Raw genomic sequence first — 25,722 nt, 5'->3', positions numbered from 1 at the left:
AAGCAAAGGTGTTTCGTCCGCTCATGAAAACGATTTCAAAGCCCCTGGCCCTGACGGCCGCCATCGCGCTCTCGCTGAGCGCTTCCGCCTGGGCTGCTGCCCCGGCCGCCACCACCGACGCGTTCACCGTGCTGACCCTGGAACAGACCCCGGGTGACCTGGACGCCGCCGTGGTCGCCGCGCAGCTGGAGCAGCTGCAGGTCGATGCAGTGACCGTGCGCAACGTGGAGCGCCGCGCGGACCGCGTGGACCCACTGCAGGGCCTGGCCGATGCGCTGGGTTATCACTATCGTTTCGTGACCGCCGATCCGGCCGCCGCGCAGCAGACCGGCAGTGTCGTGCTCACCCGCCTGCCGATCGAGGCCGAATCGGGCACCGAGCAGCCGTCGCTGAACTACCTGCGCCTCAACGATGGCCGCCACGTGGTCGCGCTGTACACCAGCGCCGCCGATGCCGCGGCACTGCCGCCGCTGGTCACCGGTTCGCGCCTGGGCGCACCGGCCGTGCTGCTGGGCGCGGTCAGCGCCGATGCGGCCACCACCGCGGGCTTCGATCCGTCGCGTGTCGCGCTGGAAGCCAATGAAAGCTACTTCAGCGATGGCTTCCAGTCTGCCACGTCGGCGGCGATCAAGCTGCGCACCCATGACGGCAAGAAGGGCACCACCGCCGCCACGCTGCTGACCCTGGGCTATGCCGCGCCGGTCGGTGGCGACACGCCGTGGATGGACACCGGCCTGAACGCCGATGCCCGCGCCAAGGCCCTGGTCGCGCAGATGACCGTGGATGAGAAGTTCCAGATGCTGCACAGCTACTTCGGGCTGGGCAAGGATGGCGGTCCGCTGCCGGAGGGCGCGGTGGGTTCGGCCGGTTTCGTGCCGGGCGTCCCGCGTCTGGGCATTCCGGCGCAGCAGTCGGCCGATGCCGGTGTTGGCGTGACCAATCCGGGCGGCCTGCGCAAGGGCGACCACGCCACCGCGATGCCGTCCGGCCCGTCCACGGCCTCCAGCTGGAACCCGGACATCGCCTTCGCTGGCGGTGCCACCATGGGGCGCGAAGCCTGGCAGCAGCGCTTCAACATCCTGTTGGCCGGCAGCGTCAACCTGCAGCGCGATCCGCGCAATGGCCGCAATTTCGAATACGCCGGTGAAGATCCCCTGCTGGCCGGTGTGCTGGTCGGTGAGTCGATCCGCGGCGTGCAGAGCCAGCACGTCATCTCCACGATGAAGCACTTCGCGCTCAACGACATGGAGACCTCGCGCAATTTCCACAGTGCCGAGATCGGCGAGCAGGCGATGCGCGAATCGGACCTGCTGGCGTTCGAGATCGCCATGGACATCGGCAAGCCCGGTTCGGCGATGTGCTCGTACAACCGCATCAACGGCACCTACGGCTGCGAACACGATTACCTCATGAACGAGGTGCTCAAGCAGGAATGGAAGTTCCCCGGTTTCGTGATGTCCGACTGGGGTGGCGTGCACAGCGGCTCCAAGGCGGCGTTGGCCGGCCTGGACCAGCAGTCGGCCGGTGAAGTGTTCGACAAGGCGGTCTATTTCGACGAACCGCTGCGCCTGGCCGTGGCCGGTGGCGTGGTGCCGCAGGCGCGCCTGGACGACATGGTCGGCCGCATCCTGCGCACCATGTTCGCGCACGGCAATTTCGATCTGCCGCCGGTGCATGAGCCGATCGACGATGAGGCCGGCTTCCACGCCGCGCAGCGTACCGTTGAAGAAGGCAGCGTGCTGCTGCGCAATGCCGATGATCTGCTGCCGCTGGGCAAGGACGTGCAGCGCATCGTCATCATCGGTGGCCATGCCGACAAGGGCGTGATCGGCGGCGGCGGTTCTTCGATGGTGGGTTGGACCGCGCGGGGCACCAATGCGGTGCCGGGCGTGATGCCGACCACCTGGCCGGGCCCGGTGATCTTCCACCCGTCCTCGCCGCTGGAAGCGCTGCGCGCCGAGCGTCCGGATGCCCGCATCGATTACGTGGATGGCCGCGATGTGGCCGCCGCCGCGCGCGCTGCCGCAGCCGCCGATGTGGCCATCGTGTTCGCCACGCAGTGGTCGGCCGAATCGGTCGATCTGCCGCACATGCAGCTGCCGGACAACCAGGACAAGCTGATCGCCGGTGTGGCCAAGGCCAACCCGAAGACCGTGGTGGTGCTGGAAACCAATGGTCCGGTCGAGCTGCCGTGGCTGCAGCAGGTGCCGGCCATCCTGCAGGCCTGGTACCCGGGCATCCGGGGCGGTGAAGGCATCGCCGCGCTGCTGACCGGCAAGGTCAATCCGTCCGGTCGCCTGCCGGTGACCTGGCCGACCGATGTCAGCCAGCTGCCGCGCCCGCACGTCAATGGCCTGGGCTTCAACCCGAAGAACAAGCCGGATGACACCATCGATTACGACATCGAAGGCGCCAACGTCGGCTACAAGTGGTTCGCCGCCAAGGGCCTGACCCCGCAGTACGCGTTCGGCCATGGCCTGTCCTACACCAGCTTCGGCTACGACAACCTGCAGGTGGTCGTGGAAGGCCAGCGTGTGGTCGCCAGCGTGGACGTGCGCAACACCGGCAAGGTCGCCGGTGCGGATGTGCCGCAGCTGTACCTGCAGCTGCCGCAGGGCAGCACCACCCCGATCCGCCTGATCGGCTTCCAGAAGGTGACGCTGCAGCCGGGCGAAAGCCGCCGGATCCGCATCGAAGCCGAGCCGAAGACGCTGGCCAGCTTCGATACCGCCGCCAAGCAGTGGAAGATCGCCGGTGGGCAGTACGAAGTGCAGCTCTCGCGCGCGGCCAATGCACCGGTGCAGCGCGTGCCGCTGGAGCTGGCCGAGCAGGTCGTCCGCTGAGCTGACGAACGCGCCGGTACCGACCCACGGGCGGTACCGGCCGCGGATCGGACGCAACGCGCGTTACGGGGTGGGGCACGACCGGTGGTCGTGCCACCGCTCACCCCGGCAGGTGCTCGCGCAGGTGCGCCAGCAGCAGCCGGACCCGGCGCGAGGGCTGGGCGGTGTTCGGAAACACCGCATATACGCCCTGGCGCGGGAAGCGATGACGGCGCAGGATCGGCAGCAGCCGGCCCTGCGCCAGATCGTCATCGATCAACCACTGCGGCAACACGGTCGCGCCGGCCCCGGCCAGCGCAAAGGCGCGCAGCGTGGATGCGTTGTCGACCGTGACCACCGCATGGGCGGGGTTGCAGGCAAACACCTGGTCGCTGCCATCGGGCGCCACCAGCGGTAGATCCGCCAGGCGCGGATACCCCAATCGTGGCAGCGTGCGGATCCAGTCCGGGTCATCGCGCGCGGCATCATCGGGCAGCGTGGACAACAACGACGGCGCGGCGACCGCGCACAGCGCGTGTTCGTCCAGCAGGGTCGCGCGCAGCTGCGAGTCCTGCAGGCGCCCCAACCGGATCGCCAGATCGAACCGCTCGGGAATCAGGTCCGCCGGCGCCGGTGAGGTGGACAGGTGCAGGCGCAGCTCCGGATGCAGGGCGCGGAATGATTCCAGCACCGGCACGACCCGGGCGATCGCATACTCCGGCGTGGTGGTCAGCCGCAGCGTGCCACGCAGCTGCAGCTGTTCGCTGCGTGCCTCCTCGATCGCCAGCTCGGCAGTCGTCAACAGGGCAGTGCAGTGCTGGTAAAAGCGTTCGCCGGCCTCGGTCAGCGCCAGGCTGCGCGTATTGCGCACCAGCAGCGTCACGCCCAGTTCCTGTTCCAGTCGCTTGAGGTTGAAGCTCACCACGGCGCGGCTCTGGCCGAGGCGCTGCGCGGCAGCGGTCAGGCTGCCGGCGTCGACAATCGCCTTGAAGGTCTCGAAGCGGTCCAGGCTGACCATGGCGGCGCTCTGACTGTCAAAAAAGGTTTGACAGTCTTGCATCCGGTTGCCTGTATATCCAGCCGCCGCCAACGCGCATGCTGCCGCCTCGCAATCGGAGCGCCGCATGACATACCGGGCCAGGGTGGAAACGTTGTACCTGCTGGGATTCTCGCTGGACCTGGTGAACATGTTCATCGGTACCGTCGCGTATCCGGCCATCGCCACCGAGCTGCACGCGTCCGTGCCCCAGCTGGCGTGGATCGGCAATGCCTACATGCTTGGTCTGACCCTGGTCATTCCGCTGGGCAGCTGGCTGGCGGCGCGTCTTGGCGAACGCCGGGTGCTGTGCGTCTCGCTGGCGTTGTTCACGGTGGGCGCGGTACTGGCGGGCACCGCGGCCAGCATCGAGGGGCTGATCGGCTGGCGGCTGCTGCAGGGGCTGGGCGGCGGACTGCTGATTCCGGTCGGGCAGGCGATGGCCTACCGCGAATGCCCACCGGCCGACCGCGCGCGCCTGACCGCCCGCATCATGGCGGTGGCGCTGCTGGTGCCGGCGCTGTCGCCCACACTGGGCGGTGTGCTGGTGGAGTGGGGCTCATGGCGCGGCGTGCTGCTGGTCAGTGTGCCGCTGGCCATGGTGGCCTTCGCGCTGGCGGCCGCGTGGGTACGCCCGCGTGCGCCGGTGGCCGTACCTGCGCTGGACCGTCGCGGGCTGTTGCTCGGCTCACTGGGCCTGAGCGTGTTGCTGGTCGCGCTGAGCCTGCTGGCAGAGCCGGGGCAGTGGATGCTGGGCGCGGGCCTGCTCGTGGTCGCCACCCTGGTGCTGGCGTTGTATGCCCGCAGTGCACGCCGTACGGATCATCCGGTCCTGCAGTGGTCGCTGCTGCGGCATGCCTCGCTGCGGCTGGCGATGCTGGTCTATCTGCTGGTGCCCGGTACGTTCATCGGCACCCAGCTGGTGGCCACGCTGCTGCTGCATCGCCAGGGCTACGGCGCCGCGGCCATCGGCGGCTTCATGCTGCCGTGGGCGATCGCCTCGGCCTGCGCCATCGCCACCACACGACACTGGCTGCCACGCATCGGGGCGCGCCCGCTGTTGACGGCCGGCATGGGATGCCAGGCGGTCGGCATCGCGCTGTTGATCGGCATACAGGCCAGCCAGCCGTGGCTGCCGGTGCTGGCCTTCGCACTGATGGGCCTGGGCGGGAGCCTGTGCAGCAGCAGCGCACAGACGCTCGCGTTCCAGAGGCTGGCGGACGCGGAGCTGCTGCCGGGCAGTGCGCTGTGGAATCTCAACCGTCAACTCAGTTTCTGTCTGGCCGCCGCGCTGCTGGCCTGTGTGCTGGCAGTGCTGTCGTCCGTGCTGCCAGCGCACGCGTTCCCGCTCACCCTGATGCTGGCGGCGGCCATGAGCCTGCTGCCGATGCTTCTGCTATGGCGCCTGCCGGCGTCTTCCCTTGCCTTGAGAACCTCCCCATGAATGACACGCTTGCCTTCAACGAGATCCATGACCTGCATGTGCTGATCGAAGACTGGTTCACCGGGCGCTCGCCGGTGGCTGCGTTGCACACACTGCTGGCCCACTTCAGCGAGGACTTCAGCATGGTCGGGATCCGTGGCGTCCGCCTGGACACGCCCGCGCTGGCCGGCTTCTTCGCCGCCGCCCATGGCAGCCGGCCCGGGTTGCGGATCACGGTCGATGCACTGCAGTACCTGCCGCTCGCGCCAGCCGCCTGCGCGGTGCGCTATCGCGAGGATCAGATCGGTGCGGATGGCACCGGCCATCGACGTGAGGCCTTGGCTGTCCTCGTGAGCCGCCCGGACGGCACGCTGCGCTGGCAGGCTTTGCACGAAACGGTGGTTGGCAGCTGAATGCGCGAAACGGCCACGGAACAGGCCGATCGGCATCTACCGGGGCCGCGCCTGCGGCGCTAGGCTGCGGGAGTTGCCATCACTGCCGGGAGAGCCCCATGCGTGTGCGTGTATTGCCAGTTGCGCTGTTGAGTCTGATGGTTGCGGCCAGTGTGTCGGCGCAGACCTCGCCGATGACCCCGGACATTCCCGCCAAGGGCTTCGTGACGCCCACGGCGCAGGACAACTACGACAAGCGCGTGGTGATGGTGCCGATGCGTGACGGAACGAAACTCTACACGGTGATCGTGGTGCCCAAGGGCGCCAGGAACGCGCCGATCCTGCTGACCCGTACCCCGTACGATGCCGCCAACCGTGCCAAGCGCATGGATTCGCCGAACATGCGCGACATCCTGCCGCAGGGGGATGAGGTGTTCGTTGATGGCGGTTACATCCGGGTGTTCCAGGACATCCGCGGCAAGTACGGCTCCGAGGGCGATTATGTGATGACCCGGCCGCTGCGCGGGCCGCTCAACACCACGAAGGTGGACCACGCGACCGACGCATGGGACACCATCGATTGGCTGGTCAAGCATGTGCCCGAAAGCAACGGCAAGGTCGGCATGCTGGGCTCGTCCTATGAGGGTTTCACCGTGGTGATGGCGCTGACCAACCCGCACCCGGCATTGAAGGTGGCCGCGCCGCAGAGCCCGATGATCGATGGCTGGATGGGCGATGACTGGCTCAACTACGGTGCGTTCCGGCAGGTCAATTTCGGCTATTTCACCGGTCAGCTGGCCAAGCGCGGCAAGGGGCCGTCGATTCCCAGCGTGGGCTACGACGACTACACGACCTTCCTGCGCGCCGGCTCGGCCGGGGACTACGCCAAGGCCAATGGCCTGGATCAGTTGCCGTGGTGGCACAAGCTGATCGAACACCCCAGCTACGACGCGTTCTGGCAGGAGCAGGCGCTGGACGCGCGCATGGCCAAGACCGAGTTGAAGGTACCCACCATGTGGCTGCAGGGGCTGTGGGACCAGGAAGACATGTGGGGCGCGGTGCACAGCTATGCGGCGATGGAGCCGCGTGACACCGGCAACACACTGAACTATCTGGTGATGGGGCCGTGGCGGCACAGCCAGGTCAACTACGACGGCAGCAGCCTGGGCGCCTTGAAGTTCGACGGCGACACCGCGCTGCAGTTCCGCCGCGATGTGCTCAAGCCGTTCTTCGATCAGTACCTCGTGGATGGCGCGCCCAAGGCGCAGACGCCGCCGGTACTGATCTACAACACCGGCGAAAACCAGTGGGACAAGCTGCAGCAGTGGCCGCGCAGCGTGGCCCAATCCAGGCCGCTGTATCTGCGCGCGGGCGGCAAGCTGTCCTTCGAAGCACCGCAGGCGGGAGAGGCGACGTTCGAGGCGTATGTGTCCGATCCAGCCAAGCCGGTGCCGTTCGTGCCGCGCCCGGTGCGGTTCGCTGACCGCGATATGTGGACGAGCTGGTTGGTGAAGGATCAGCGCTTCGTGGACGGCCGGCCGGACGTGCTGACCTTCGTCAGTGAGCCCTTGACCGAGCCGCTGCGGATCGGTGGTGCGCCGCAGGTCAATCTGCAGGCGGCGACGAGTGGCAGCGACAGCGACTGGGTGGTGAAGCTGATCGATGTGTATCCCGACCAGACGCCGTCGACGCCCGAGATGGGCGGGTACGAGCTGTCGGTCTCGATGGCGATCTTCCGTGGCCGGTACCGCGAGAGCTTCAGCGACCCGAAGGCGATCGCGGGCAACCAGGTGCTGGACTATAGATTCGGCCTGCCAACGGCGAACCATGTGTTCCAGCCGGGCCATCGGGTGATGGTGCAGGTGCAGTCGAGCCTGTTCCCGCTGTATGACCGCAATCCGCAGACGTTCGTGCCGAATATCTACCTGGCCAAGCCGGGCGATTACCAGAAGGCGACGCAGCAGATCTGGCACGCGCCGCAGCAGGCCAGTTTCATTTCATTGCCGGTGTACTGAGCGGACACAGCCTGCTTTCCCACGCGGCTGCGCTGGCACGCCGCGTGCGGGGCCGCTCCGGTTGCATTGCATCGTCCGTGGACAGGCGGTAGCGTGCAGCTCCGCTTTCCCTGATGTGACCGATGAAAAGGATGTTCGTGGTCGGCGCGCTGATGTCGCTGGCAGGCGGCGCGCCCGCGCAGTCGTTCACCGTGCTGGGCAACAGTTTCGGCGCCGAGGCGCTGGTGTCCGTCGATGGCCGTCTGCTGGTGCCCCCCAATGGTGCGCGCATGCATCGGCTGTCCGCCGACCGCTGGATGCGCGCGCAGGGCCCCACTACGCCGCAGCAGTGGTACGACGATGCAGGACGCCTGCTGCGCGAGGACCGCGGCTACACCGAGTATCACGAACGGTTCGTGCTGCGGCAGGCCCCACCCGGTGATCCTGTGTGGGAGGCGTTCATCCAGACGGATGGTGAGGCGGTCGGTGGCCGGGGCGTCGTGGATGCGCTGGGGCAGGTGCGCCTGCCGGCACTGAAGGATGGCGAATGGCTGCCGTTGGCGGTACCCGATCGCGTGCTGTGGAACGCGCGCAGTGGTCCGCTGCGCTTCCATGACCTGCAGGGGCGCCCGGTCATGGAACTGGACGAGCGACAGGTCCAGTGGGTGGCCGGGCCCTTCGCCGGCCGCCACGTGTATGTTGCGTGCAGTGTCCAGGTGCCTGAGCACTGCGAGGTGCGGGATGAAAACGGCACGACGGTGTTTTCCGATGACATCGACGCGCTGTTGCCGGTTAGCGACGGTGGCTGGTGGCTGCGTCAGGGCGAGCTGTGGCGGCGGGTGGATGCACAGGGCAGGGCGACGGACATCGCCCGCTATCGGCAGGATGGCCTGTATCCCCGCTACCGACAGTACGGCGGTACCGCAGGCCGGCGCGACTGGCCCGAGCAGGTCTATCGGCACGCTACCGGCAGCGCCGACGACACGCCCGAGCCCGGCTGGCTGATGGCCGACGGACACTTTGCCGCACAGCGTGGCGCCGTCCGCCTGGACTACTGCGGTGGCCGCTGGCAGGTGCTGGACAAGGAGGGCGCCCACCCGCCCACCGCCGCCCCGGCCGGGCTGGCAGCGGTGCTCGACGAACCCGATGCCGAACAGCGGCAGGTACCGCCGTGGCGCGTGCGCCATCCCACCCAGACCGAGACCGCAGGGGTGCTGGACTGCCATGGCGAGGTCGTGTTCGCGCCTTCAGACGTGACCCGGTTCGACGCCGTCGGCACTGGATTGCTCGGCAGGTTTGGCAGCGAATCCTCACCGCGCCTGTGGTGGGATGGACGCACGGCCTACACGGTGCCTGCCGACATGGCCATCGACGAAAACCACGTCACTCCGCCGTTGCTGTTGCTCCGGGATCAGGCCGCCGGCGTCAAGCACCTGTACAACCTCGAGCGTGGCCGTATCGTGGGTCGTCCCGTCGACGATGTGGTGCGCATGGACGGTAGCCGGGTGGTATTCCGCCGGGACGGAAAGCTGGGCATGATGCTGGCCGATGGCAGCGAACCGGCGCCGCCGGAGAGCTTCGATATCCTGCCCTGGGGCGCGGACCGCACCTGGACGCGCCGCTATCTGGACGGGGGCGATGAGGAACTGGTCCTGCTGGATGCCAACCATCAGGTGCTGCTGCGACGACGCCTGCTGTTCAGCGGCGTGGAACTGCAGTCCACCTGGCAAGGGGGCGTGGAGAGTCAGCCGCTGACGCTGTTGAATCTCGGCACCATGCGCTTTGCCGAGGGTGAGTACTTCGTCCAGCAATGGCTGGATCGCGACGGACAGGTGCTGCTCAGTGACATCAGCTGTCCGGCACCCGGCAATGGCCCGCCCTCGAAGGGGAAGGGCATCCTGCTCGGGCGCGGGTGGCGCGTGGACAGTGTGCCCACGCGCCCCTGCACGCTGCCCCGGGCGCTGCTGCCGGTGCTTGCCGGCGGCGATGTGACCGATGCGATGCGCGACCCGTAACCGCGCGCGGATCAGCCTGAAACGCTGGGGTAGTCGGTATAGCCGTGCGCACCGCCGCCGTACAGCGTGTCCTGGTCCAGGTCGGACAGCGCTACGCCGAGACGGAAGCGTTCGACCAGATCCGGGTTGGCGATGAAGGGGCGGCCGAACGCGATCATGTCGGCATAGCCCGACGCCACGGCCGCTTCCGCGCGTGCCTGGTCATAGCCGTTGTTGGCGATCCAGGCCCCCTTGAACTTGGCGCGCAGGGCGGCGTAGTCGAAGGCGATGTTGTCACGCGGGCCACCGGTCGCCCCTTCGATCACATGGATGAAGGCCAGCGGGCCAATGGCATCCAGGCGTTCGACGGCGCGTTCGAACAGCGGCTGCGGGTTGGAATCGGCAGCGTCGTTGGCCGGTGTCACCGGCGACAGGCGCACACCGGTGCGGTCGGCGCCGATTTCCGAGACGATCGCGCGGACCACTTCCTCCAGCAGACGGGTGCGGTTCTCGATGCTGCCACCGTAGTCGTCGGTGCGCTGGTTACTGCCATCGCGGAGGAACTGATCGATCAGGTAGCCGTTGGCGGCATGCACTTCCACGCCATCGAAGCCGGCGGTGATCGCGTTGCGCGCGGCCTGGCGGAAGTCCTGCATCAGGCCGGGAATCTCATCCAGGCGCAGGGCGCGGGGCTCGGAGACATCTTCAAAGCCCTCGGCGGTGAAGGTCTTGGCATTGGCGCGCAGTGCACTCGGTGCAACCGGGACTTCGCCCTCCGGCAGAAGGCTGGTATGCGAGATACGGCCGACATGCCACAACTGCAGCACGATCTTTCCGCCGCGCGCGTGGACGGCATCGGTGACTTTTTTCCAGGCATCGATCTGCGCCTGGCTGTAGATGCCGGGCGTGTCGAGATAGCCCTGGCCCATCGGGCTGATCTGGGTGGCCTCGGCGATGATCAGGCCGGCGCTGGCGCGCTGCTCGTAGTACTGGATGGCGAGCGGATTGGGGATGCGGTCGTGGATCGCGCGGTTGCGTGTCAGCGGTGCCATCGCGACGCGGTTGGCGACGTCGATGGCCCCCAGACGGGTGGGGGAGAACAACTGGCCGTCATTGGAGTCTGTCATGGGTTTACCTTGGGGGAGGGCGACCGCCATCGGCCGCTGAAAGAAGGGAGGCAGGCGTACGACCCCGAGCATAGGCGCAGGTGCGTTGCAGCGATGGGAAGGATTGTTGCGGAGCACGCTGTGCACGTTCTGTAACGTTTTCGCGGCGTATGGTCGAGGCATGGGCAGGCACTGCCCGCAGCCTTATTCCAACCCGAGGAACAACGCGATGATTGATTATCAACTCAAGGGAAAGGTCGCCATTGTCACCGGCGGCGTCTCCGGCATCGGCCTGGCCGTGGCCGAACTGCTGGCCGATTCCGGCGCGGCGGTGGCGGTGTGGGACCTCAAGGCCGATGCCGTGGAGAAGACTGCCGAGGCGCTGCGCAGGAAAGGCGTGAAGTCGATCGGCATCGCCTTGAACGTCACCGACGAGAGCGCCGTTGAAGCGGCCGTGAAGCAGACCGTCGAGGAACTCGGCGGGCTGGATATCGCAGTGAACAACGCGGGTATCGGCGGGCCGTCGGCGGCCAGCGGCGACTACCCGGTGGACGGCTGGAAGAACGTCATCGACGTCAATCTCAACAGCGTGTTCCTGTGCCAGCGGGCGCAGATCCAGGCGATGCGCAGCGCGGGCAACGGCGGCAGCATCATCAACATGGCCTCGATTCTGGGCCAGGTGGGGTTCGGCAACTCCTCCGCCTACGCGGCTGCCAAGCACGGTGTGGTCGGGCTGACCCAGACGGCCGCGTGGGAACACGCCGCAGACAAGATCCGCATCAACGCCGTGGGCCCCGGTTTCATCGCCACGCCGTTGCTCGACAAGATGGACCCGAAGGTGAAGCAGGCGCTGGAGAGCAAGCACGCGCTCGGCCGGCTCGGCACGCCGGAGGAAGTCGCTGGGCTGGTGGCCTGGCTGGCCAGTGCGGACGCCAGCTTTGCGACCGGCACGTACTACGCCATCGATGGCGGGTACCTGGCGCAGTAAGCCCCGCGACGGCAGGCTCACAGGGGCCTGCCGTTGGCTTCACGGCCCTCAGACGCCCTTGTCTGCGACGCTCCGTCCATTGCCGGATGAGAGGTGCAGATGGGACTGGAACAAGATCTATCAATCCTGCTGCGGATCGCCGTGGCAATGCTGCTCGGCGCCACGCTTGGGATCGAGCGGGAGATGGGCAAGCATGCGGCCGGGCTGCGCACGCACATGCTGATCGCCGGTGCTGCCGCCCTCATTGTCGGGCTGGGTGACAGCATTGCCGAGCACTTCCAGGAAGAGCGCTACCGCGACCTGCTGCAGGTCGATCCGGTCCGTCTCATCGAAGCCGTGGTGGCCTGCGTCGGCTTTGTCGCCGCCGGTACGATCCTGCGCGGTTCGCGCGACGATCAGGTCAGCGGCCTGACCACCGCCAGCTCACTGATCATGGCCGCGGCGATCGGTATCGCGGTCGGCATCGGTGAGTACGTGATCGCTATCGGGGTAAGTGTGTTGTGCCTGATCGTGCTGGTGGTGTTCAGCCGTATCGCTAAAAAACTGGAGTCGTCATGAGCAGTGAACGTCCCTTCGAGATCCAGCGCATCGACCATGTGGTGCTGCGCGTGCAGGATCTCCCACGCGCGGTGCGCTTTTACTGCGACGTCCTGGGCTGCACGGTCGCCCGCGAGCGGCCCTCGTTGGGCATGGTGCATCTGCATGCCGGCGAATCGCTGATCGATCTGATCAGTGTCGACGGCCCGCTGGGGCGCGAAGGTGGCGCAGCACCTGGGCGGGAAGGGCGAAATGTCGAGCATGTCTGCCTGCGCGTGGAGCCGTTCGACGCCGAACAGGTGCGCGCGCATCTGCAGGGGCTGAACGTGGTCCTGAGTGGACCGGCCGAGCGCAACTACGGCGCGGAGGGTGACGGTCTGTCGCTGCGCCTGCGCGATCCGGATGGCAACTCGGTCGAGCTCAAAGGCCGCTCGAACGACTGCGGCTGTTAAGTGGTACTACCAATAGGCGGGCCTAGACCTATGGTCTAATAGGCTCGCCTTGCGTTTGGCGTTTCAATGCGGGCAGTTTCAACGACTGACATGAATATTGGTACTACCAATGGTCGTCGTTGAGCGTTCTTGGTTCGCGCGGTGCTGACCGCGCGGGCCCCTGTCCGTCTTGATGAGATCCGCCGATGCAGGCCTGGCAACAACTGTATGACCCCGCTGGCAACCTCTGGCTGTCGAGCCTGATCGCGCTGCTGCCGATCGCCTTCTTCTTCGTCGCGCTGGCCGTACTGCGCATGAAGGGGTGGCTGGCCGGCACGATCACCGTGGCTATCGCGTTGGCGGTCGCCCTGCTGTTCTACCGGATGCCGCTGTCGCAGGCATTCGCGGCGGCCGGGTATGGCTTCGTCTATGGCCTGTGGCCGATTGCCTGGATCATTCTGGGCGCGGTGTTCCTGTACAAGGTCTCGGTCAAGACCGGCCAGTTCGACATCATCCGCGCCTCGATCCTCTCGGTTACCGAAGACCAGCGCCTGCAGATGCTGATGGTCGGCTTCGCGTTCGGCGCGTTCCTGGAAGGGGCGGCCGGCTTCGGTGCGCCGGTGGCGATCACCGCCGCGCTGCTGGTCGGGTTGGGCTTCAAGCCGCTGTATGCGGCCGGCCTGTGCCTGATCGTCAACACCGCGCCGGTGGCGTTCGGCGCGATGGGCATTCCGATCATCGTGGCCGGGCAGGTGACCGGACTGGACGCCTTCGAGATCGGCCAGATGGCCGGGCGCCAGCTGCCGTTCCTGACCCTCATCGTGCTGTTCTGGATCATGGCGATCATGGATGGCTGGCGCGGTGTCAAGGAAACCTGGCCGGCGGTGCTGGTGGCCGGCGGTTCGTTCGCAATCGCCCAGTACCTGACCTCCAACTTCATCGGCCCCGAGCTGCCGGACATCACCGCCTCGCTGACCTCGCTGGTGTGCCTGACCCTGTTCCTGCGCAGGTGGAAGCCGGTGCGGATCTTCCGCTTCGATACCCAAACCAGCGCCGAAGCCGCGGCCCAGGCCCTGGAAGCGCCGCGGCATTCCACCGGCCAGATCGTCAAGGCGTGGTCGCCGTTCCTGATCCTGACCGCCATGGTCACGATCTGGAGCATCCCGCCATTCAAAGCGCTGTTCGCCGCCGGTGGCGCGCTGGAGCAGTGGGTGCTGAAGATTCCGGTGCCGTCGCTGGATCAGCTGGTACAGAAGATGCCGCCGATCGTGCCGGTGCCGACCGGGTACGAGGCGATCTACAGGTTCGATGCGGTTTCGGCGACCGGCACGGCGATCATGCTGGGCGCGGTCATCGCGATCGTGCTGCTGAAGATGCGCCCGGCCGCGGCGCTGCGCACCTTCGCTGAAACCGCCAATGAACTCAAGGTCCCGATCTACTCCATCGGCATGGTGCTGGCGTTCGCCTTCATCGCCAACTACTCCGGGCTGTCGGCGACGCTGGCACTGGCCCTGGCGCACACCGGCAAGGCGTTCACCTTCTTCTCGCCGTTCCTGGGCTGGCTGGGCGTGTTCCTGACCGGGTCGGACACCTCGTCCAATGCGCTGTTCTCGGCGCTGCAGGCGACCACGGCCCAGCAGATCGGCGTGTCCGAAGTGCTGCTGGTCGCGGCCAACACCACCGGCGGGGTCACCGGCAAGATGATCTCGCCGCAGTCGATCGCGATTGCCTGCGCGGCGGTCGGCCTGGCCGGCAGGGAATCGGACCTGTTCCGCTTCACGGTCAAGCACAGCCTGATCTTCACCGTGATGGTCGGCATCCTCACCACGGTGCAGGCCTACTGGCTGACCTGGATGATTCCCTGAGCCCATGCGCGGCAGTCCGGCTACTGGCATCGACCCCATCGCCCGCCACGCGGGCGACAATGGCGGCATGAAGAACGAACGCCTGTCCGACAAGGTGGCCGCGCAGCTGCGTGGCCTGATCCGTGAGCAGAACCTGCAGCCGGGCGACCGGTTGCCGGCCGAGCGGCCACTGGCGGTGCAGCTGGGGGTCTCGCGCACCGCGCTGCGCGAAGCGATCGCGCAGCTGGCCAGCCAGGGCCTGCTGAGTGCACGGGTCGGCGGCGGTACCTACGTGAGCGAGCCGGCGGCCCGCGCCCGCCAGACCATCGATGAGCCGTTGATGCCGTACCTGCCGCTGTTCCAGGGTGACCCGGAATACCGCTTCGATGTGCTGGAGATCCGCCATGCACTGGAAGGGGCGACCGCCTGGCATGCGGCCTTGCGCGCCACCGACGAGGACCGCGCGAAGATCCGCCAGGCCTTCGACACCATGATGGCCGCGCACGGCAAGGACGACCCCGCCGGTGAGGCACGGGCCGATGCAGCCTTCCACCTGGCCATCGCCGAGGCCTCGCACAACCTGGTGCTGCTGCAGGTCATGCGCGGCCTGTTCGAACTGCTGCAGACCAACATCTCGCAGAGCCGCGAGAAGCTCTATACCTCGGCCCGCACCTTTGAGCCGCTGTCGGTCCAGCACCGCGAGATGATGGAGGGGGTGCTCTCCGGCGACCCCGAACGCGCGCGTGCCGCCGCGCACGCGCACCTGGAATTCGTGCACACGTCCCTGCGCACGCTCGACGACAACGAAGCCCGGCGCGCCCGCGCGTCGCGGCTTCCTTCTTCCCACGGTTGACCCATGATCATCTCCGCCTCCACCGATTACCGCGCAGCGGCGCAACGCCGCCTGCCGCCGTTCCTGTTCCACTACATCGATGGCGGCGCGTATGCCGAGCACACCCTGAAACGCAATGTCGCGGATCTGTCGGACATCGCGCTGCGCCAGCGCATCCTGCGCAACATGTCCGATCTGAGCCTGGAAACGACGCTGTTCGGCGAACGCCTGGCGATGCCGGTGGCGTTGGCGCCGGTCGGGCTGACCGGCATGTACGCGCGCCGCGGTGAAGTGCAGGCGGCGCGGGCGGCGGCGAGCCGGGGGATTCCGTTCACGCTGTCCACCGTCTCGGTCTGCCCGATCGAGGAAGTGGCGCCAGCGATCGACCGGCCGATGTGGTTCCAGCTGTATGTGCTCAAGGACCGCGGCTTCATGCGCAATGCGCTGGAGCGGGCCAAGGCGGCCGGCGTGACCACGCTGGTGTTCACCGTGGACATGCCGACGCCGGGCGCACGTTACCGCGATGCGCATTCGGGCATGAGTGGCCCGAACGCGCCGGCGCGGCGCATGCTGCAGGCGATGACCCACCCGCGCTGGGCGTGGGACGTCGGCCTGTTCGGCCGCCCGCATGACCTGGGCAACATCTCCACCTACCGTGGCAGCCCGACCGGCTTGGCCGATTACATCGGCTGGCTGGGCAACAACTTCGATCCGTCCATTTCGTGGAAGGACCTGGAATGGATCCGCGAGTTCTGGACCGGCCCGATGGTGATCAAGGGCATCCTCGATCCGGACGATGCGCGCGATGCGGTGCGGTTCGGCGCCGACGGCATCGTGGTCTCCAACCACGGCGGTCGCCAGCTGGACGGGGTGCTGTCCACCGCGCGGGCGCTGCCAGCGATCGCCGATGCGGTCAAGGGAGAGCTGAAGATCCTGGCTGACTCCGGCATCCGCAACGGCCTGGACGTGGTCCGCATGATTGCCCTCGGCGCAGACAGCGTGCTGCTTGGCCGGGCGTTCGTGTATGCGCTCGCGGCGCAGGGCGAGGCCGGCGTAGCCAACCTGTTGGACCTGATGGCCAAGGAAATGCGCGTTGCGATGACGCTCACCGGCGCGAAGACCATCGCCGATATCAGTGCCGATTCGCTGGTGGACGCCACGCGTCGCCTCGCGGCGGCGCCATGAACGCCCCATCCCAGGGCACGGCAGCGCTGCTGGCGCAGCTGCGCGCGATCGTCGGCGATGCACACGTGCTGTGCGGCGACAAGCCGACCCGGCGCTTCCGCAAGGGCTACCGTTTCGGCGATGGCCCCGTGCTGGCGGTGGTCCGCCCGGGCACGCTGCTGGAACAGTGGCGCGCCCTGCAGGCCATCGTGGCGGCCAACGCGATCGTGATCATGCAGGCGGCCAACACCGGCCTCACCGGCGGTTCCACGCCGGATGGTGCCGACTATGACCGCCCGGTGGTCATCCTCAACACGCTGCGCCTGACCGGCGTGCAGCTGATCAACGCGGGCCGCCAGGTGGTCTGCCTGCCCGGGGCGACGTTGGACCGGCTGGAGAAGGAACTGGCGCCGCTGGGCCGCGAACCGCACTCGGTGATCGGCTCGTCGTGCATCGGTGCCTCGGTGCTGGGCGGGGTCTGCAACAACTCCGGCGGCTCGCTGGTGCGGCGCGGCCCGGCTTATACCGAGATGGCGTTGTTCGCCCAGGTCGATGCCCACGGCCAGCTGCAGCTGGTCAATCATCTCGGCATCGCGCTGGGCGACACCCCCGAGCAGATCCTGGAGCGGCTGCAGCGCGGCGACTACGTGCCGGCCGACGTGGACAACGGCAACGACCGCGCCGCCTCCGACCCGCGGTATGCCGAGCAGGTGCGCCAGGTCGATGCGGCCACGCCGGCCCGCTACAACGCCGATCCTTCCCGCCACTACGAGGCCTCCGGCTCGGCCGGCAAGCTGGCGGTGTTCGCGGTGCGGCTGGATACCTTCGCGCGCGAGCCGGCTGAGGTGTTCTACATCGGCAGCAACGCGATGGAGGATCTGACCGCGATCCGCCGCCATCTGCTGACCGCGTTCGAACGCCTGCCGATCTCCGGCGAGTACCTGCACCGCGAGGCGTATGACATCGGCGAGCGCTATGGCAAGGACACCTTCCTGCTCATCGATCGCTTCGGTACGGCCCGGGTGCCGGCCGCGTTCGCGCTGAAAAGCCGCGTCGATGGCTGGTTCGAAAGCCTGGGCCTGCGCGGGGTCACCGACCGGGTGATCCAGTGGGCGATGCGCTGCCTGCCACGCCATCTGCCCACGCGCATGGGCCAGTTCCGTGACCGTTACGAGCACCATCTGCTGCTCAAGGTCTCGGCGGAGGATGCCGCCGCAACCGAAACCTTCCTGCGCACTCACTTCGCTGATGGCGAGGGCGACTTCTTCCAGTGCACGGCCGAGGAGGGGCGCAAGGCGTTCCTGCATCGCTTCGCCGTGGCCGGCGCGGCCGTGCGTTATCGCGAAGTGCACCGCGGCGAGGTCGCAGACATCGTGGCCCTGGACGTGGCACTGCGACGCGACGACCGCCAGTGGGTGGAACACCTGCCGGCGGAACTCGACGCACGCCTGGCTGGCAAACTGTATTACGGGCACTTCCTGTGCCATGTGTTCCATCAGGACTACATCGTGCGCAAGGGCGAGGATCCGCTAGCCATCGAGCACGCGATGTGGACGCTGCTGGATGCACGCGGTGCCGAGTATCCAGCCGAACACAACGTCGGCCATCTATATCCGGCCAAGCCGCCGCTGGCGGCGTTCTATCAGCAGCTGGATCCGAGCAATACGTTCAATCCGGGCATCGGCCAGACCGCGAAGACGCGCGGATGGGGCAGCTGCGACTGCACCACCCACGGGTAGAGCCACCCCATGGGTGGCTGTGCCGGCGTATCGCGGGTTTCAGGGCAGCCACCCATGGGGTGGCTCTACCCGCGGGGCATCATTCGCAACGGACGGCGGTGATCACGTTGTCCTTGTCGATGAACACGCGCAGGCGATCCTTGCGCAGGTCGCGCGACGTGATCGTGGCCGGGCCGATCGGGTTGATCAGGCCGGCGCCGCTCTGCAGCAGCAGCTTGCGCATGTTCGCCTGGTCGGCCGGCTGGCCGATGGCCCAGCCCAGGGCATCGGCCTTGCACAGGCCCGGCCCCTTGATCTCCGGGCCCGGCGTGCTGACGCAGGCGGCCAGCGAGAGGGTGCCGGCGAGCATGATCGCGGCGAGGGGATATCGGGAAAGGGATGACATCGGGTCGCTCCTACGGGGTCAGGCGCCGACCATACCACCGCCGTGTGCATCGCCGCGTGGTGGGGACCCCGCGACCGTTGGACGCAGCCTGCGCGGCTGATGGGGCCGGGCGCAACGGCCGCCCGCGCTACACTGGCGGCCCCTCAGATCGGCCATGCCGGGAGTCGCAGGTGCTGCACGTGTTCATGCTTGGCGGGCGCCATGCCCGGGCCAGGATCGAGGTCCACGATGTGGCCTTCGCCAATGTCGATGTCATCGAAGAGGCTTACCCGCAGTTGCGCCAGGAGTGGTTCGGCGAACGCAAAGGGCTGCATGTCGATGGCTGGCTCGCCGTGGATGGGGTCGAGGCGTACCGGGTGCGCTTCGGCGAGGTGGCCCCGGCCGCGGGCGCGCCGCGGCTCTACTTCCTCAATCTCGGCGGGTATGCCGCCGGCGCGCTGGGCGAGGCCCATGACTACCGGCTGCTGGTCGCCACCAGTGTCGAAGAGGCCAAGCACAAGGCCAAGGCGCTGCGCGATGCCAGCTGGTTCAAGCCGCATACCGATGCCCTGCTGGAGGTCGATGACTGTCTCGCCATCGACCAGGTCGGCGGCCGGTATGTGCAGCTTGAGCGCGGGGAGCACCAGGGCATTGCGCTGGTCAGTGACTACATCGTGATCGGTTGAACGGCCCCGATTGCCCGCGGCCGTCCCGCTGGCGCATAGTGTCGCGGTCTTGTGAGGTCCGGCGATGTCGCCGCGACAGGTCAACCAACGGAAGTAGCGCATGCAGAGCAGGAAGATCACCGCAGCAGTGATCGTGACGCTGGGAATGATGATGGCCGGCAACGCCGTGGCGGCCGAGCCGGACGCACCCGTGTTCGGTGGCTGGCGCAACCTGCATTCGGCCAGTGGCGCCGAGCCGGTGCTGAGGAACCAGCCGTTTGCGATCCTGCCGGGCGAGGTTGCCAAGGGCGAGCGGTTCGCGATCCTGGACCGCGAGAACAAGCAGGCAGTGTGCTGCCTGGTGGTGGACAGCGACCGTCTCGATGCGATCGCGCTGGAAACCCGCTACCGGCTGCCCGGGGTATGGATCGCCGATCTGCTCGGCAACGAGGACTACAACCGCCGGCACGGCGACCCGCATGTGTTCGCGATGGCGCGCGAGGGCGAGCTGGTCGACCATGTCTTCTCGCAGGAAGGCGGCGGCTACAGCGACCTCGGCGGCCTGCTGCTGCCGGCCGGGGCCGCGCTGGATGCCAGTGGTGGCAGCATCAAGTTCGGTACCACCACGTACCGCCTGCAGGTGCAGTCGCAGCGCTTCGCCGATGACAATGGCGCGCTGGATCGCTACACCCTGCTGCCGCCGGCACCGGCCGCGCCGGTGGTGGTCGAGGTGCCGTACAGCACCTACTGACACGGAAGCGACAGAACCGGCACGGTACAATCGCGCCCGCCCACCGGCACTGCCGGCCGGGCCCGCATCCTTGTCCGAGCCTGTCCGTGATCGCCCGATTCTTCCTGTCCTGTGCGCTGCTGTTGTTGGCAGCCTGCGCCACGCCGGCCCGGCCGCCGGCCAAGCCGCCCGCCAATCCGGACGCCCTGTGGGGCATCATCCAGCGCGACTGCGCCGACGCTGCCGCCCCCCGTGGCAGCTGCCTGGCGGTGGCCGCCGAGGCGCAGCGCCGCGATGTGCTGCTCAAGGATTCGCACGGCCACTACCAGTTCCTGGTGTTGCCGCTGGACCGGGTCACGGGGATCGAAAGCCCCGCGCTGCTGCGGGCCGGAGCGCCGAACTACTTCGCCGCGGCCTGGGCCGCCCGCAGCCACACCGAGCAGGCGTTGGGCCGGTCCCTGCCGCGCGACGTGGCCAGCCTGGCCTTGAACTCGCCGCATGGGCGTTCCCAGCACCAGTTGCACATCCACGTGGATTGCCTGCGGGCCGATGTCCTGACCCAGCTGCGCCGGCTGCAGCCCTCCATCGGCGCGGACTGGCAGCCACTGCCGGAGCCGCTGCGCGGGCATGCCTATCTCGCCCGCCAGCTGCCGGGTGCCGCGCTCACCGCGAATCCGGTCCGTCTGCTGGCCGCTCATCTGGCCGAGCCCGCCGATATCGGCAACTGGTCGCTGGTGGTGGCCGGGCAGACGGACCCCGCCGGTGCGCCCGGATTCGTGCTGTTGGCCACCCGGCTGGACCTGGCAGCGGGCAACAAAGCCAGTGGTGAGGAGCTGCAGGATCACGCCTGCGCCGTATTGACCGGTGCCGCCGGCCCGCTGGACGGTGTGCTGTGAGGCGTTGCCGGGGCAGGGCGCGCAGCAGTGGCTTGCGCACGGCCGGGTAAACACGTCGGACCTGCGCACCGTGTCGGATCCGGCCCGCTCGTAGCGGCGTGTATCTCGCTTCCGGGACGGCGCCTGTATCGCCGATCAGGCAGTGCCGGACTGACGTGGACTCACCGGACACTCGCGCGGCGCGGGGAATCCAGCGTGATTGAAATAAAAACCACGGACGTGGCACGTTATAGTGGCCGTTCAATGCGGTTCCCGCTTTCGCGCCCGGGCTGACTGGCGCGACGTATCCGACTTAATCCATGACTGCTGAAACCACGACTCCGCCCGCCGCTGCGCCGTCCCAGGCCACCGGTCCGCTGTTCTACCAGACGCCCGTGCCGCTGCGCTCGGATCTGCATGCCGCCTGGCGCCTGGTGCCCGACACCGCGCATTTTGCTGCCGACACCAATGCGATCCCCGCCGTGATCGGCGAGTTCGGCTCGCTGGCCCAGCATTACCCGATCATTTTCACCGGGAAGGACGCGATGCCGCTGGTGGCCGTCGGCCTGGCCCAGCGCAACCTGTTTGTTGCCGATGGTGTATGGGACGAGCAGAGCTACGTGCCGGCGTACGTGCGCCGCTACCCGTTCGTGTTCATGCAGGCGGGTGAGCAGGACGAATACGTGCTCGCGCTCGACTCGGCCGCCAAGCAGGTCAACCAGGGCCAGAGCGAGGACGGCGTGCCGCTGTTCCAGGATGGCAAGGCGACCGAGATTGTCGACAACGCGATGCGCTTCTGCGGCGATTACACGCGCGAGCATGACCAGACCCGTCGCTTCACCGCCGCGCTGATCGAGAACGAACTGCTGATCGACCGCAACATCGACGTCACCCTGGCCGATGGCCGGCAGATGTCGATCAATGGCTTCCAGGTCGTGGACGTGGAGAAGTTCGCCGCGTTGCCGGACGCCACCGTCGTGGCCTGGCACCGCAGCGGCTGGCTGGCGCTGGTGCATCACCACCTGAGCTCGCTGGCCCGTTTCAGCGCGCTGGTGAGCCGTCAGAGCGCGCTGCCTGCCGACGCGTGATTCAAGGCGCGTGGGCGATCACGGAAACGGCGGCCGCAGGGCCGCCGTTTTTCGTTGTTCCGGGCAGGGCGCGGATCAATCGCGGGTGCTGACTTCCCAGTTGGCATGCACCACGCCGGGCTGACGCTGCAGCCGCGCGACCACGGCATCGAGCTCATCGGCACTGACGGCGGTGCTGACCAGGATCGCGACCAGCTCCACCGGGCCGTTGCCGTGTTCGATCACCTGCACGTCGCTGACCGGGTACTGCGCGGCCTCCAGTGCGTCCACCAGGCGTTCGCGTGCCAGGGGCGTGGCCGCAGGGTCCACGCTCAGGCGCACCTCGTAGGTCGCTTCAGAGGCGGCCTCATTGATCGGGATGCGGTTGATCGCGTTGACCAACGGGCGCAACAGCGTGTTGCCAGCGATGATCAGCACGGTCAGCAGCGCGCCTTCGGCCAGCATGTCCGCACCGGTGCACGCACCGACCGCCGCCGAGCACCACAGCGTCGCGGCGGTGTTCAGGCCACGCACGTTCATGCCTTCCTTCATGATCACGCCGGCGCCGAGGAAACCGACCCCGGACACCACGTAGGAGATCACCCGCACGGCTTCAGCGTTGCCGGCGATGCGCATGCCCAGATCCACGAAGGCCGCTGCGCCGACCGCGACCAGCACATTGGTGCGCAGTCCGGCGGTGCGCTGGCGGTACTGCCGTTCCGCGCCGATCAAGGTGCCGAGCACGAACGCGGCGACCAGGCTGACCACGGTGTCCAGGAAGGGATACAGCTGGAAGGTCTGGATGAAGCGCATGCGGAATCCTTGCAGGGCAGGGCTTAGGCAAAATCCCGATAAGCATATCCCGGGCGGTCATTTCCTCCTTTTCCGCCTGTTCAGCAGAATCACGGCCCCTCCCTCACTACGCTCTGGCACGGGCTTGTCCGCGCCGGGACGTAGCTCTTTTACCGGAAATCTGCATGTCTGTGCTGTATCGCCCGCTGCGTCGGCGGGTCTTGGTTATGTCGTTGTTGCCCCTGCTCGGCGCAGGTTCCGTGGTCCACGCGGCCGATGCGCCCACCCAGCTCGATGCGGTCACGGTCACCGGCTCGCGCATCCCCCGCGCCAGCGTGGAAGGGCCCTCGCCGGTCACCGTGATCACCCAGGAGCAGATCGAGGCGCAGGGCTACCGCAGCGCCTTCGAAGCGCTCAGCGCGCTGACCGAGAACACCGGCAACGTGCAGGGTGAGGATTTCGGCAACACCTTCACGCCGGCTGCCAACACCATCAACCTGCGTGGCCTCGGCCCCAACCGCACGCTGGTGCTGGTCAACGGTCGCCGCCAGTCGGATTACCCGCTGGCCTACGAAGGCTCGGTCAATGTGGTCAACCTGGCCAACATCCCGAGTGCGCTGATCGACCGGATCGAAGTGCTGGCGGGGGGCGCGTCGGCGGTCTATGGGTCGGATGCGATCGCCGGTGTGGTCAACATCATCCTCAAGAAGACCTACGACGGCGTCGGCATCAATGTGCGCGCCGGCACCACCGAACAGGGCGGGGGCGACAACCAGCGGCTGCAGGCGGTTGGCGGCGGCTCGGGTGAGAACTGGGACGCGATCTTCGGGCTGGAGATCGCCAACCGCAAGGCGATCTACGGCTCGCAGCGCGATTTCATGGATTCGCTGACCGATGATCCACGTGGCGTGGCACCGCTGGCGACGGCGGTGGCGTATCGCCGCAACGCCTCCACCAACAACTACATCGATCCCGGTACCGACGGCTGCGATGCCGCCAGCACGCTGTATGGCGGCAGCGTGTTCCGCGCGCAGAATCCGCGCCAGGGCGGATACTGCGGCAGTAATGAGGCCGCGCCGACGTTCTGGACCGTGCAGACCGAGAAGCGCAACATCGATGCTTACAGCGCGGTGACGTGGCGCTTGAACGATCGCCAGGAACTGTTCGCCGATGCGGCCATCGGCACCGCGCGTATCTACAACAACACCCGTGCACCGAGCTGGACCTCCTCGCGCAATTACTTCTACAACCAGAACAGCGGTCAGCTGGAAAGCTGGTACCGGCGTTTCGCACCGGAAGAGATCGGCGGCGTGCAGCGCAATGCCAACCGGTTCCTGGAGCAGTCCTGGTCATTCAACGTGGGCGCGCGTGGCAGTATCGGCGGCTCGGACTGGGATTACGAAGCGGCCTACAGCCGCTCGCGCTATGAGAACAAGACGCAGCGCCCGGGCCTGCTGATCGACATCAATACGTACATGCTCGGCCCGCAGCTGGGCACCCGTAATGGCGTGGAGGTGTATGCACCGGATCCATCACGCCTGTATCAGCCGCTGACCCCGGGCGAGTATGAAGGCCTGTCGGGCCGCTACGAGAGCCGCAACGCCGCGTGGCTGCAGACAGCCAGCGTCAGCGTCAACGGCCAGCTGTTCGATCTGCCCGGTGGCCGCGCCGCGCTGGCAGCCGTCGTCGAAGCGGGCAGCCAGGGCTACAGCAACCGCCCGGACCCGGCACTGGCGCAGGGCGTGTTCTGGAATCTCAACGCAGGCATCCCCGCCGGTGGCGAACGTGATCGCTACGCAGCCGGCGTGGAACTGCAGCTGCCGTTGCTGGAGCGCCTGACCGCCACCGTGGCGGGACGCTACGACCAGTACCGCGCGGCCGGTGACCACCTGGGCAAGGCGACCTGGAGCACCGGCCTGGAGTTCCGTCCGTTCGATACGCTGCTGCTGCGTGCCAGTGCGGCGACCAGCTTCCGCGCGCCGGACATGAACTACGTGTTCGCGACCGAAACGCGTGGCTACAACCCCGGCATGACCGACTACTGGCGCTGCCGCAGTGCCGGCCAGGTGTATGACGACTGTGACTTCAGCGGGCTGGCGATCGACTACACCAGCGGCGCCAACCCGCAGCTGCAGCCGGAAACCGCCAAATCGTATGGCCTGGGCTTCGTGTGGTCGCCCTCGGCCAACCTGGACGTCACGGCGGACTACTACGACATCCGCATCGACGATGAGGTCACCAATCTCGATGCGACCCGCATCCTGAAGGACGAAGCGGACTGCCGCCTCGGCCAGACCGTGGGCGGTGACGCACGCGATATCGGCTCGGCACAATGCCAGGATGCACTGCGCCGGGTGATCCGCAACCCGGCCGATGCCGCAGTGCAGCCGAACCAGGTCGTGCGCGTGCTGATCAACCCGATCAACGCCGCCTCCGAAACCGTGCGCGGCATCGACCTGAAGTCGAATCTGCGCTGGGATGCAGGCCGTTATGGTCGCTTCTCGGCCCGCGTGGCGTACTCGCTGGTGATCGATCACAGCTACCGCCAGTTCGCTGGCGATGACGTGCAGGATCAGCGCAATTCGCTGGATTCCTACCAGTGGCGCAGCAAGGTCAACGGCAGCGTCACCTGGGCGATCAATGACTGGACCGCCACCCTGTATGGCATGCGCTACGGCTCGTTGCCCAAGACCGATGGCAGTGGCCGCATCGCCCCGTACATGACCTACAACGCCAGTCTGTACCGCAAGCTCAATGACAACGCCACGCTCGGCCTGATCGTCAACAACCTGCGCGACAGCCGCCCACCGGCGGACAAGAACGGCGGTGGCTGGCCGTTCTACCCGGTCGGCAACTACGACCCCTACGGTCGCCAGCTGTGGCTGGAGTTCGACTACCGCTTCCTGTAATCCGCTCGCGGGCCCGGC

At 67.4% G+C, this 25,722-nt stretch carries 21 protein-coding genes; 17 read left to right on the top strand and 4 right to left on the bottom strand.

The genetic code is table 11. The annotated features are described in order from the left end of the window. Positions 1–23 precede the first annotated feature (23 nt). Entirely contained in the window at positions 24–2,843 is a 2,820-nt protein-coding gene (locus ABE546_RS02195; protein WP_346462549.1) for a glycoside hydrolase family 3 C-terminal domain-containing protein, read from the top strand. Positions 2,844–2,943: 100 nt separating this feature from the next. Here the strand turns inward: ABE546_RS02195 and ABE546_RS02190 are convergent, their stop codons facing one another. After that, a complete protein-coding gene (locus ABE546_RS02190) occupies positions 2,944–3,840 on the bottom strand; it encodes a LysR family transcriptional regulator (protein WP_313218599.1) in 897 nt (298 codons plus the stop codon). Between the two features lie 106 nt (positions 3,841–3,946). Here ABE546_RS02190 and ABE546_RS02185 point away from each other — a divergent pair, with 106 nt between their 5' ends. The 4 genes from ABE546_RS02185 (at position 3,947) to ABE546_RS02170 (ending at position 9,682) form a co-directional block, all read left to right on the top strand. Further along, complete coding sequence (locus ABE546_RS02185; protein ID WP_313218598.1) at positions 3,947–5,302, top strand: MFS transporter; 1,356 nt, start codon at positions 3,947–3,949, stop codon at positions 5,300–5,302. Beyond that, on the top strand, positions 5,299–5,694 hold the full coding sequence (locus ABE546_RS02180) for a hypothetical protein (protein ID WP_313212394.1): 396 nt from the start codon (positions 5,299–5,301) through the stop codon (positions 5,692–5,694). The genes ABE546_RS02185 and ABE546_RS02180 overlap by 4 nt, the downstream gene beginning before the upstream one ends. Before the next feature lie 98 nt (positions 5,695–5,792). Next, a complete protein-coding gene (locus ABE546_RS02175; RefSeq protein ID WP_346462548.1) occupies positions 5,793–7,688 on the top strand; it encodes a CocE/NonD family hydrolase in 1,896 nt (631 codons plus the stop codon). 122 nt (positions 7,689–7,810) lie between these two features. Beyond that, a complete protein-coding gene (locus ABE546_RS02170) occupies positions 7,811–9,682 on the top strand; it encodes a hypothetical protein (RefSeq protein WP_346462546.1) in 1,872 nt (623 codons plus the stop codon). An 11-nt stretch (positions 9,683–9,693) separates the two neighbouring features. Here the strand turns inward: ABE546_RS02170 and ABE546_RS02165 are convergent, their stop codons facing one another. Further along, on the bottom strand, positions 9,694–10,788 hold the full coding sequence (locus ABE546_RS02165; RefSeq protein ID WP_346462544.1) for an alkene reductase: 1,095 nt from the start codon (positions 10,786–10,788) through the stop codon (positions 9,694–9,696). Positions 10,789–10,996: 208 nt separating this feature from the next. Between ABE546_RS02165 and ABE546_RS02160 the strand changes: the two genes are divergently transcribed. The 7 genes from ABE546_RS02160 (at position 10,997) to dld (ending at position 18,302) form a co-directional block, all read left to right on the top strand. Then, entirely contained in the window at positions 10,997–11,755 is a 759-nt protein-coding gene (locus ABE546_RS02160; RefSeq protein ID WP_313218590.1) for an SDR family NAD(P)-dependent oxidoreductase, read from the top strand. 99 nt (positions 11,756–11,854) lie between these two features. Continuing rightward, positions 11,855–12,313 (top strand): MgtC/SapB family protein, encoded by a 459-nt coding sequence (locus ABE546_RS02155; protein ID WP_313211440.1) that lies wholly within the window; start codon positions 11,855–11,857, stop codon positions 12,311–12,313. Beyond that, positions 12,310–12,744, top strand: a complete 435-nt coding sequence (locus ABE546_RS02150) for a VOC family protein (protein WP_313211439.1) — start codon at positions 12,310–12,312, stop codon at positions 12,742–12,744. The genes ABE546_RS02155 and ABE546_RS02150 overlap by 4 nt, the downstream gene beginning before the upstream one ends. 185 nt (positions 12,745–12,929) lie before the next feature. Next, positions 12,930–14,588, top strand: a complete 1,659-nt coding sequence (lldP, locus tag ABE546_RS02145) for an L-lactate permease (protein ID WP_346462542.1) — start codon at positions 12,930–12,932, stop codon at positions 14,586–14,588. Between the two features lie 67 nt (positions 14,589–14,655). After that, complete coding sequence (gene lldR, locus ABE546_RS02140; protein ID WP_313211437.1) at positions 14,656–15,420, top strand: transcriptional regulator LldR; 765 nt, start codon at positions 14,656–14,658, stop codon at positions 15,418–15,420. A 3-nt stretch (positions 15,421–15,423) separates the two neighbouring features. Further along, on the top strand, positions 15,424–16,584 hold the full coding sequence (gene lldD, locus ABE546_RS02135) for an FMN-dependent L-lactate dehydrogenase LldD (protein WP_346462540.1): 1,161 nt from the start codon (positions 15,424–15,426) through the stop codon (positions 16,582–16,584). Beyond that, on the top strand, positions 16,581–18,302 hold the full coding sequence (gene dld, locus ABE546_RS02130; protein ID WP_346462538.1) for a D-lactate dehydrogenase: 1,722 nt from the start codon (positions 16,581–16,583) through the stop codon (positions 18,300–18,302). The genes lldD and dld overlap by 4 nt, the downstream gene beginning before the upstream one ends. Before the next feature lie 79 nt (positions 18,303–18,381). On the opposite strand, the gene ABE546_RS02125 is transcribed toward dld, so the two are convergent. Continuing rightward, entirely contained in the window at positions 18,382–18,687 is a 306-nt protein-coding gene (locus tag ABE546_RS02125) for a hypothetical protein (protein ID WP_313211434.1), read from the bottom strand. Between the two features lie 170 nt (positions 18,688–18,857). Here ABE546_RS02125 and ABE546_RS02120 point away from each other — a divergent pair, with 170 nt between their 5' ends. The 4 genes from ABE546_RS02120 (at position 18,858) to ABE546_RS02105 (ending at position 22,024) form a co-directional block, all read left to right on the top strand. Beyond that, on the top strand, positions 18,858–19,352 hold the full coding sequence (locus ABE546_RS02120) for a DUF1543 domain-containing protein (RefSeq protein ID WP_346462536.1): 495 nt from the start codon (positions 18,858–18,860) through the stop codon (positions 19,350–19,352). Positions 19,353–19,452: 100 nt separating this feature from the next. Further along, complete coding sequence (locus ABE546_RS02115; protein WP_346462534.1) at positions 19,453–20,082, top strand: decarboxylase; 630 nt, start codon at positions 19,453–19,455, stop codon at positions 20,080–20,082. 86 nt (positions 20,083–20,168) lie between these two features. Next, positions 20,169–20,957, top strand: coding sequence for a CDP-diacylglycerol diphosphatase (locus ABE546_RS02110; RefSeq protein ID WP_346462533.1), 789 nt, complete (start codon positions 20,169–20,171; stop codon positions 20,955–20,957). A 299-nt stretch (positions 20,958–21,256) separates the two neighbouring features. Next, complete coding sequence (locus ABE546_RS02105; protein WP_313211429.1) at positions 21,257–22,024, top strand: SapC family protein; 768 nt, start codon at positions 21,257–21,259, stop codon at positions 22,022–22,024. A gap of 75 nt (positions 22,025–22,099) precedes the next feature. On the opposite strand, the gene ABE546_RS02100 is transcribed toward ABE546_RS02105, so the two are convergent. After that, the gene (locus ABE546_RS02100) at positions 22,100–22,816 is read right to left on the bottom strand and encodes an MgtC/SapB family protein (protein ID WP_346462531.1); all 717 of its coding nucleotides are present in this window, start codon (positions 22,814–22,816) and stop codon (positions 22,100–22,102) included. Positions 22,817–22,980: 164 nt separating this feature from the next. On the opposite strand from ABE546_RS02100, the gene ABE546_RS02095 reads away from it, so the two are divergent. Further along, a complete protein-coding gene (locus ABE546_RS02095) occupies positions 22,981–25,704 on the top strand; it encodes a TonB-dependent receptor (protein WP_346462529.1) in 2,724 nt (907 codons plus the stop codon). Positions 25,705–25,722: the final 18 nt, after the last annotated feature.

Source organism: Stenotrophomonas sp. TWI377, assembly GCF_039674525.1.
Lineage (GTDB): Bacteria > Pseudomonadota > Gammaproteobacteria > Xanthomonadales > Xanthomonadaceae > Stenotrophomonas.
The sequence above is the reverse complement of the archived record's forward strand: the minus strand, read 5'-3'. Positions and strand labels throughout refer to the sequence as shown.

Excerpts from the sequence above, each read along its gene's own strand:
- lldP (WP_346462542.1), top strand. The coding sequence starts at position 12,930 with ATGCAGGCCTGGCAACAACTGTATGACCCCGCTGGCAACCTCTGGCTG.
- ABE546_RS02150 (WP_313211439.1), top strand. The coding sequence starts at position 12,310 with ATGAGCAGTGAACGTCCCTTCGAGATCCAGCGCATCGACCATGTGGTG.
- lldD (WP_346462540.1), top strand. The coding sequence starts at position 15,424 with ATGATCATCTCCGCCTCCACCGATTACCGCGCAGCGGCGCAACGCCGC.
- ABE546_RS02180 (WP_313212394.1), top strand. The coding sequence starts at position 5,299 with ATGAATGACACGCTTGCCTTCAACGAGATCCATGACCTGCATGTGCTG.
- lldR (WP_313211437.1), top strand. The coding sequence starts at position 14,656 with ATGAAGAACGAACGCCTGTCCGACAAGGTGGCCGCGCAGCTGCGTGGC.
- ABE546_RS02195 (WP_346462549.1), top strand. The coding sequence starts at position 24 with ATGAAAACGATTTCAAAGCCCCTGGCCCTGACGGCCGCCATCGCGCTC.
- ABE546_RS02190 (WP_313218599.1), bottom strand. The coding sequence starts at position 3,840 with ATGGTCAGCCTGGACCGCTTCGAGACCTTCAAGGCGATTGTCGACGCC.
- ABE546_RS02160 (WP_313218590.1), top strand. The coding sequence starts at position 10,997 with ATGATTGATTATCAACTCAAGGGAAAGGTCGCCATTGTCACCGGCGGC.
- ABE546_RS02105 (WP_313211429.1), top strand. The coding sequence starts at position 21,257 with ATGACTGCTGAAACCACGACTCCGCCCGCCGCTGCGCCGTCCCAGGCC.
- ABE546_RS02185 (WP_313218598.1), top strand. The coding sequence starts at position 3,947 with ATGACATACCGGGCCAGGGTGGAAACGTTGTACCTGCTGGGATTCTCG.
- ABE546_RS02100 (WP_346462531.1), bottom strand. The coding sequence starts at position 22,816 with ATGCGCTTCATCCAGACCTTCCAGCTGTATCCCTTCCTGGACACCGTG.
- dld (WP_346462538.1), top strand. The coding sequence starts at position 16,581 with ATGAACGCCCCATCCCAGGGCACGGCAGCGCTGCTGGCGCAGCTGCGC.
- ABE546_RS02155 (WP_313211440.1), top strand. The coding sequence starts at position 11,855 with ATGGGACTGGAACAAGATCTATCAATCCTGCTGCGGATCGCCGTGGCA.
- ABE546_RS02115 (WP_346462534.1), top strand. The coding sequence starts at position 19,453 with ATGCAGAGCAGGAAGATCACCGCAGCAGTGATCGTGACGCTGGGAATG.
- ABE546_RS02095 (WP_346462529.1), top strand. The coding sequence starts at position 22,981 with ATGTCTGTGCTGTATCGCCCGCTGCGTCGGCGGGTCTTGGTTATGTCG.
- ABE546_RS02165 (WP_346462544.1), bottom strand. The coding sequence starts at position 10,788 with ATGACAGACTCCAATGACGGCCAGTTGTTCTCCCCCACCCGTCTGGGG.
- ABE546_RS02175 (WP_346462548.1), top strand. The coding sequence starts at position 5,793 with ATGCGTGTGCGTGTATTGCCAGTTGCGCTGTTGAGTCTGATGGTTGCG.
- ABE546_RS02170 (WP_346462546.1), top strand. The coding sequence starts at position 7,811 with ATGAAAAGGATGTTCGTGGTCGGCGCGCTGATGTCGCTGGCAGGCGGC.
- ABE546_RS02125 (WP_313211434.1), bottom strand. The coding sequence starts at position 18,687 with ATGTCATCCCTTTCCCGATATCCCCTCGCCGCGATCATGCTCGCCGGC.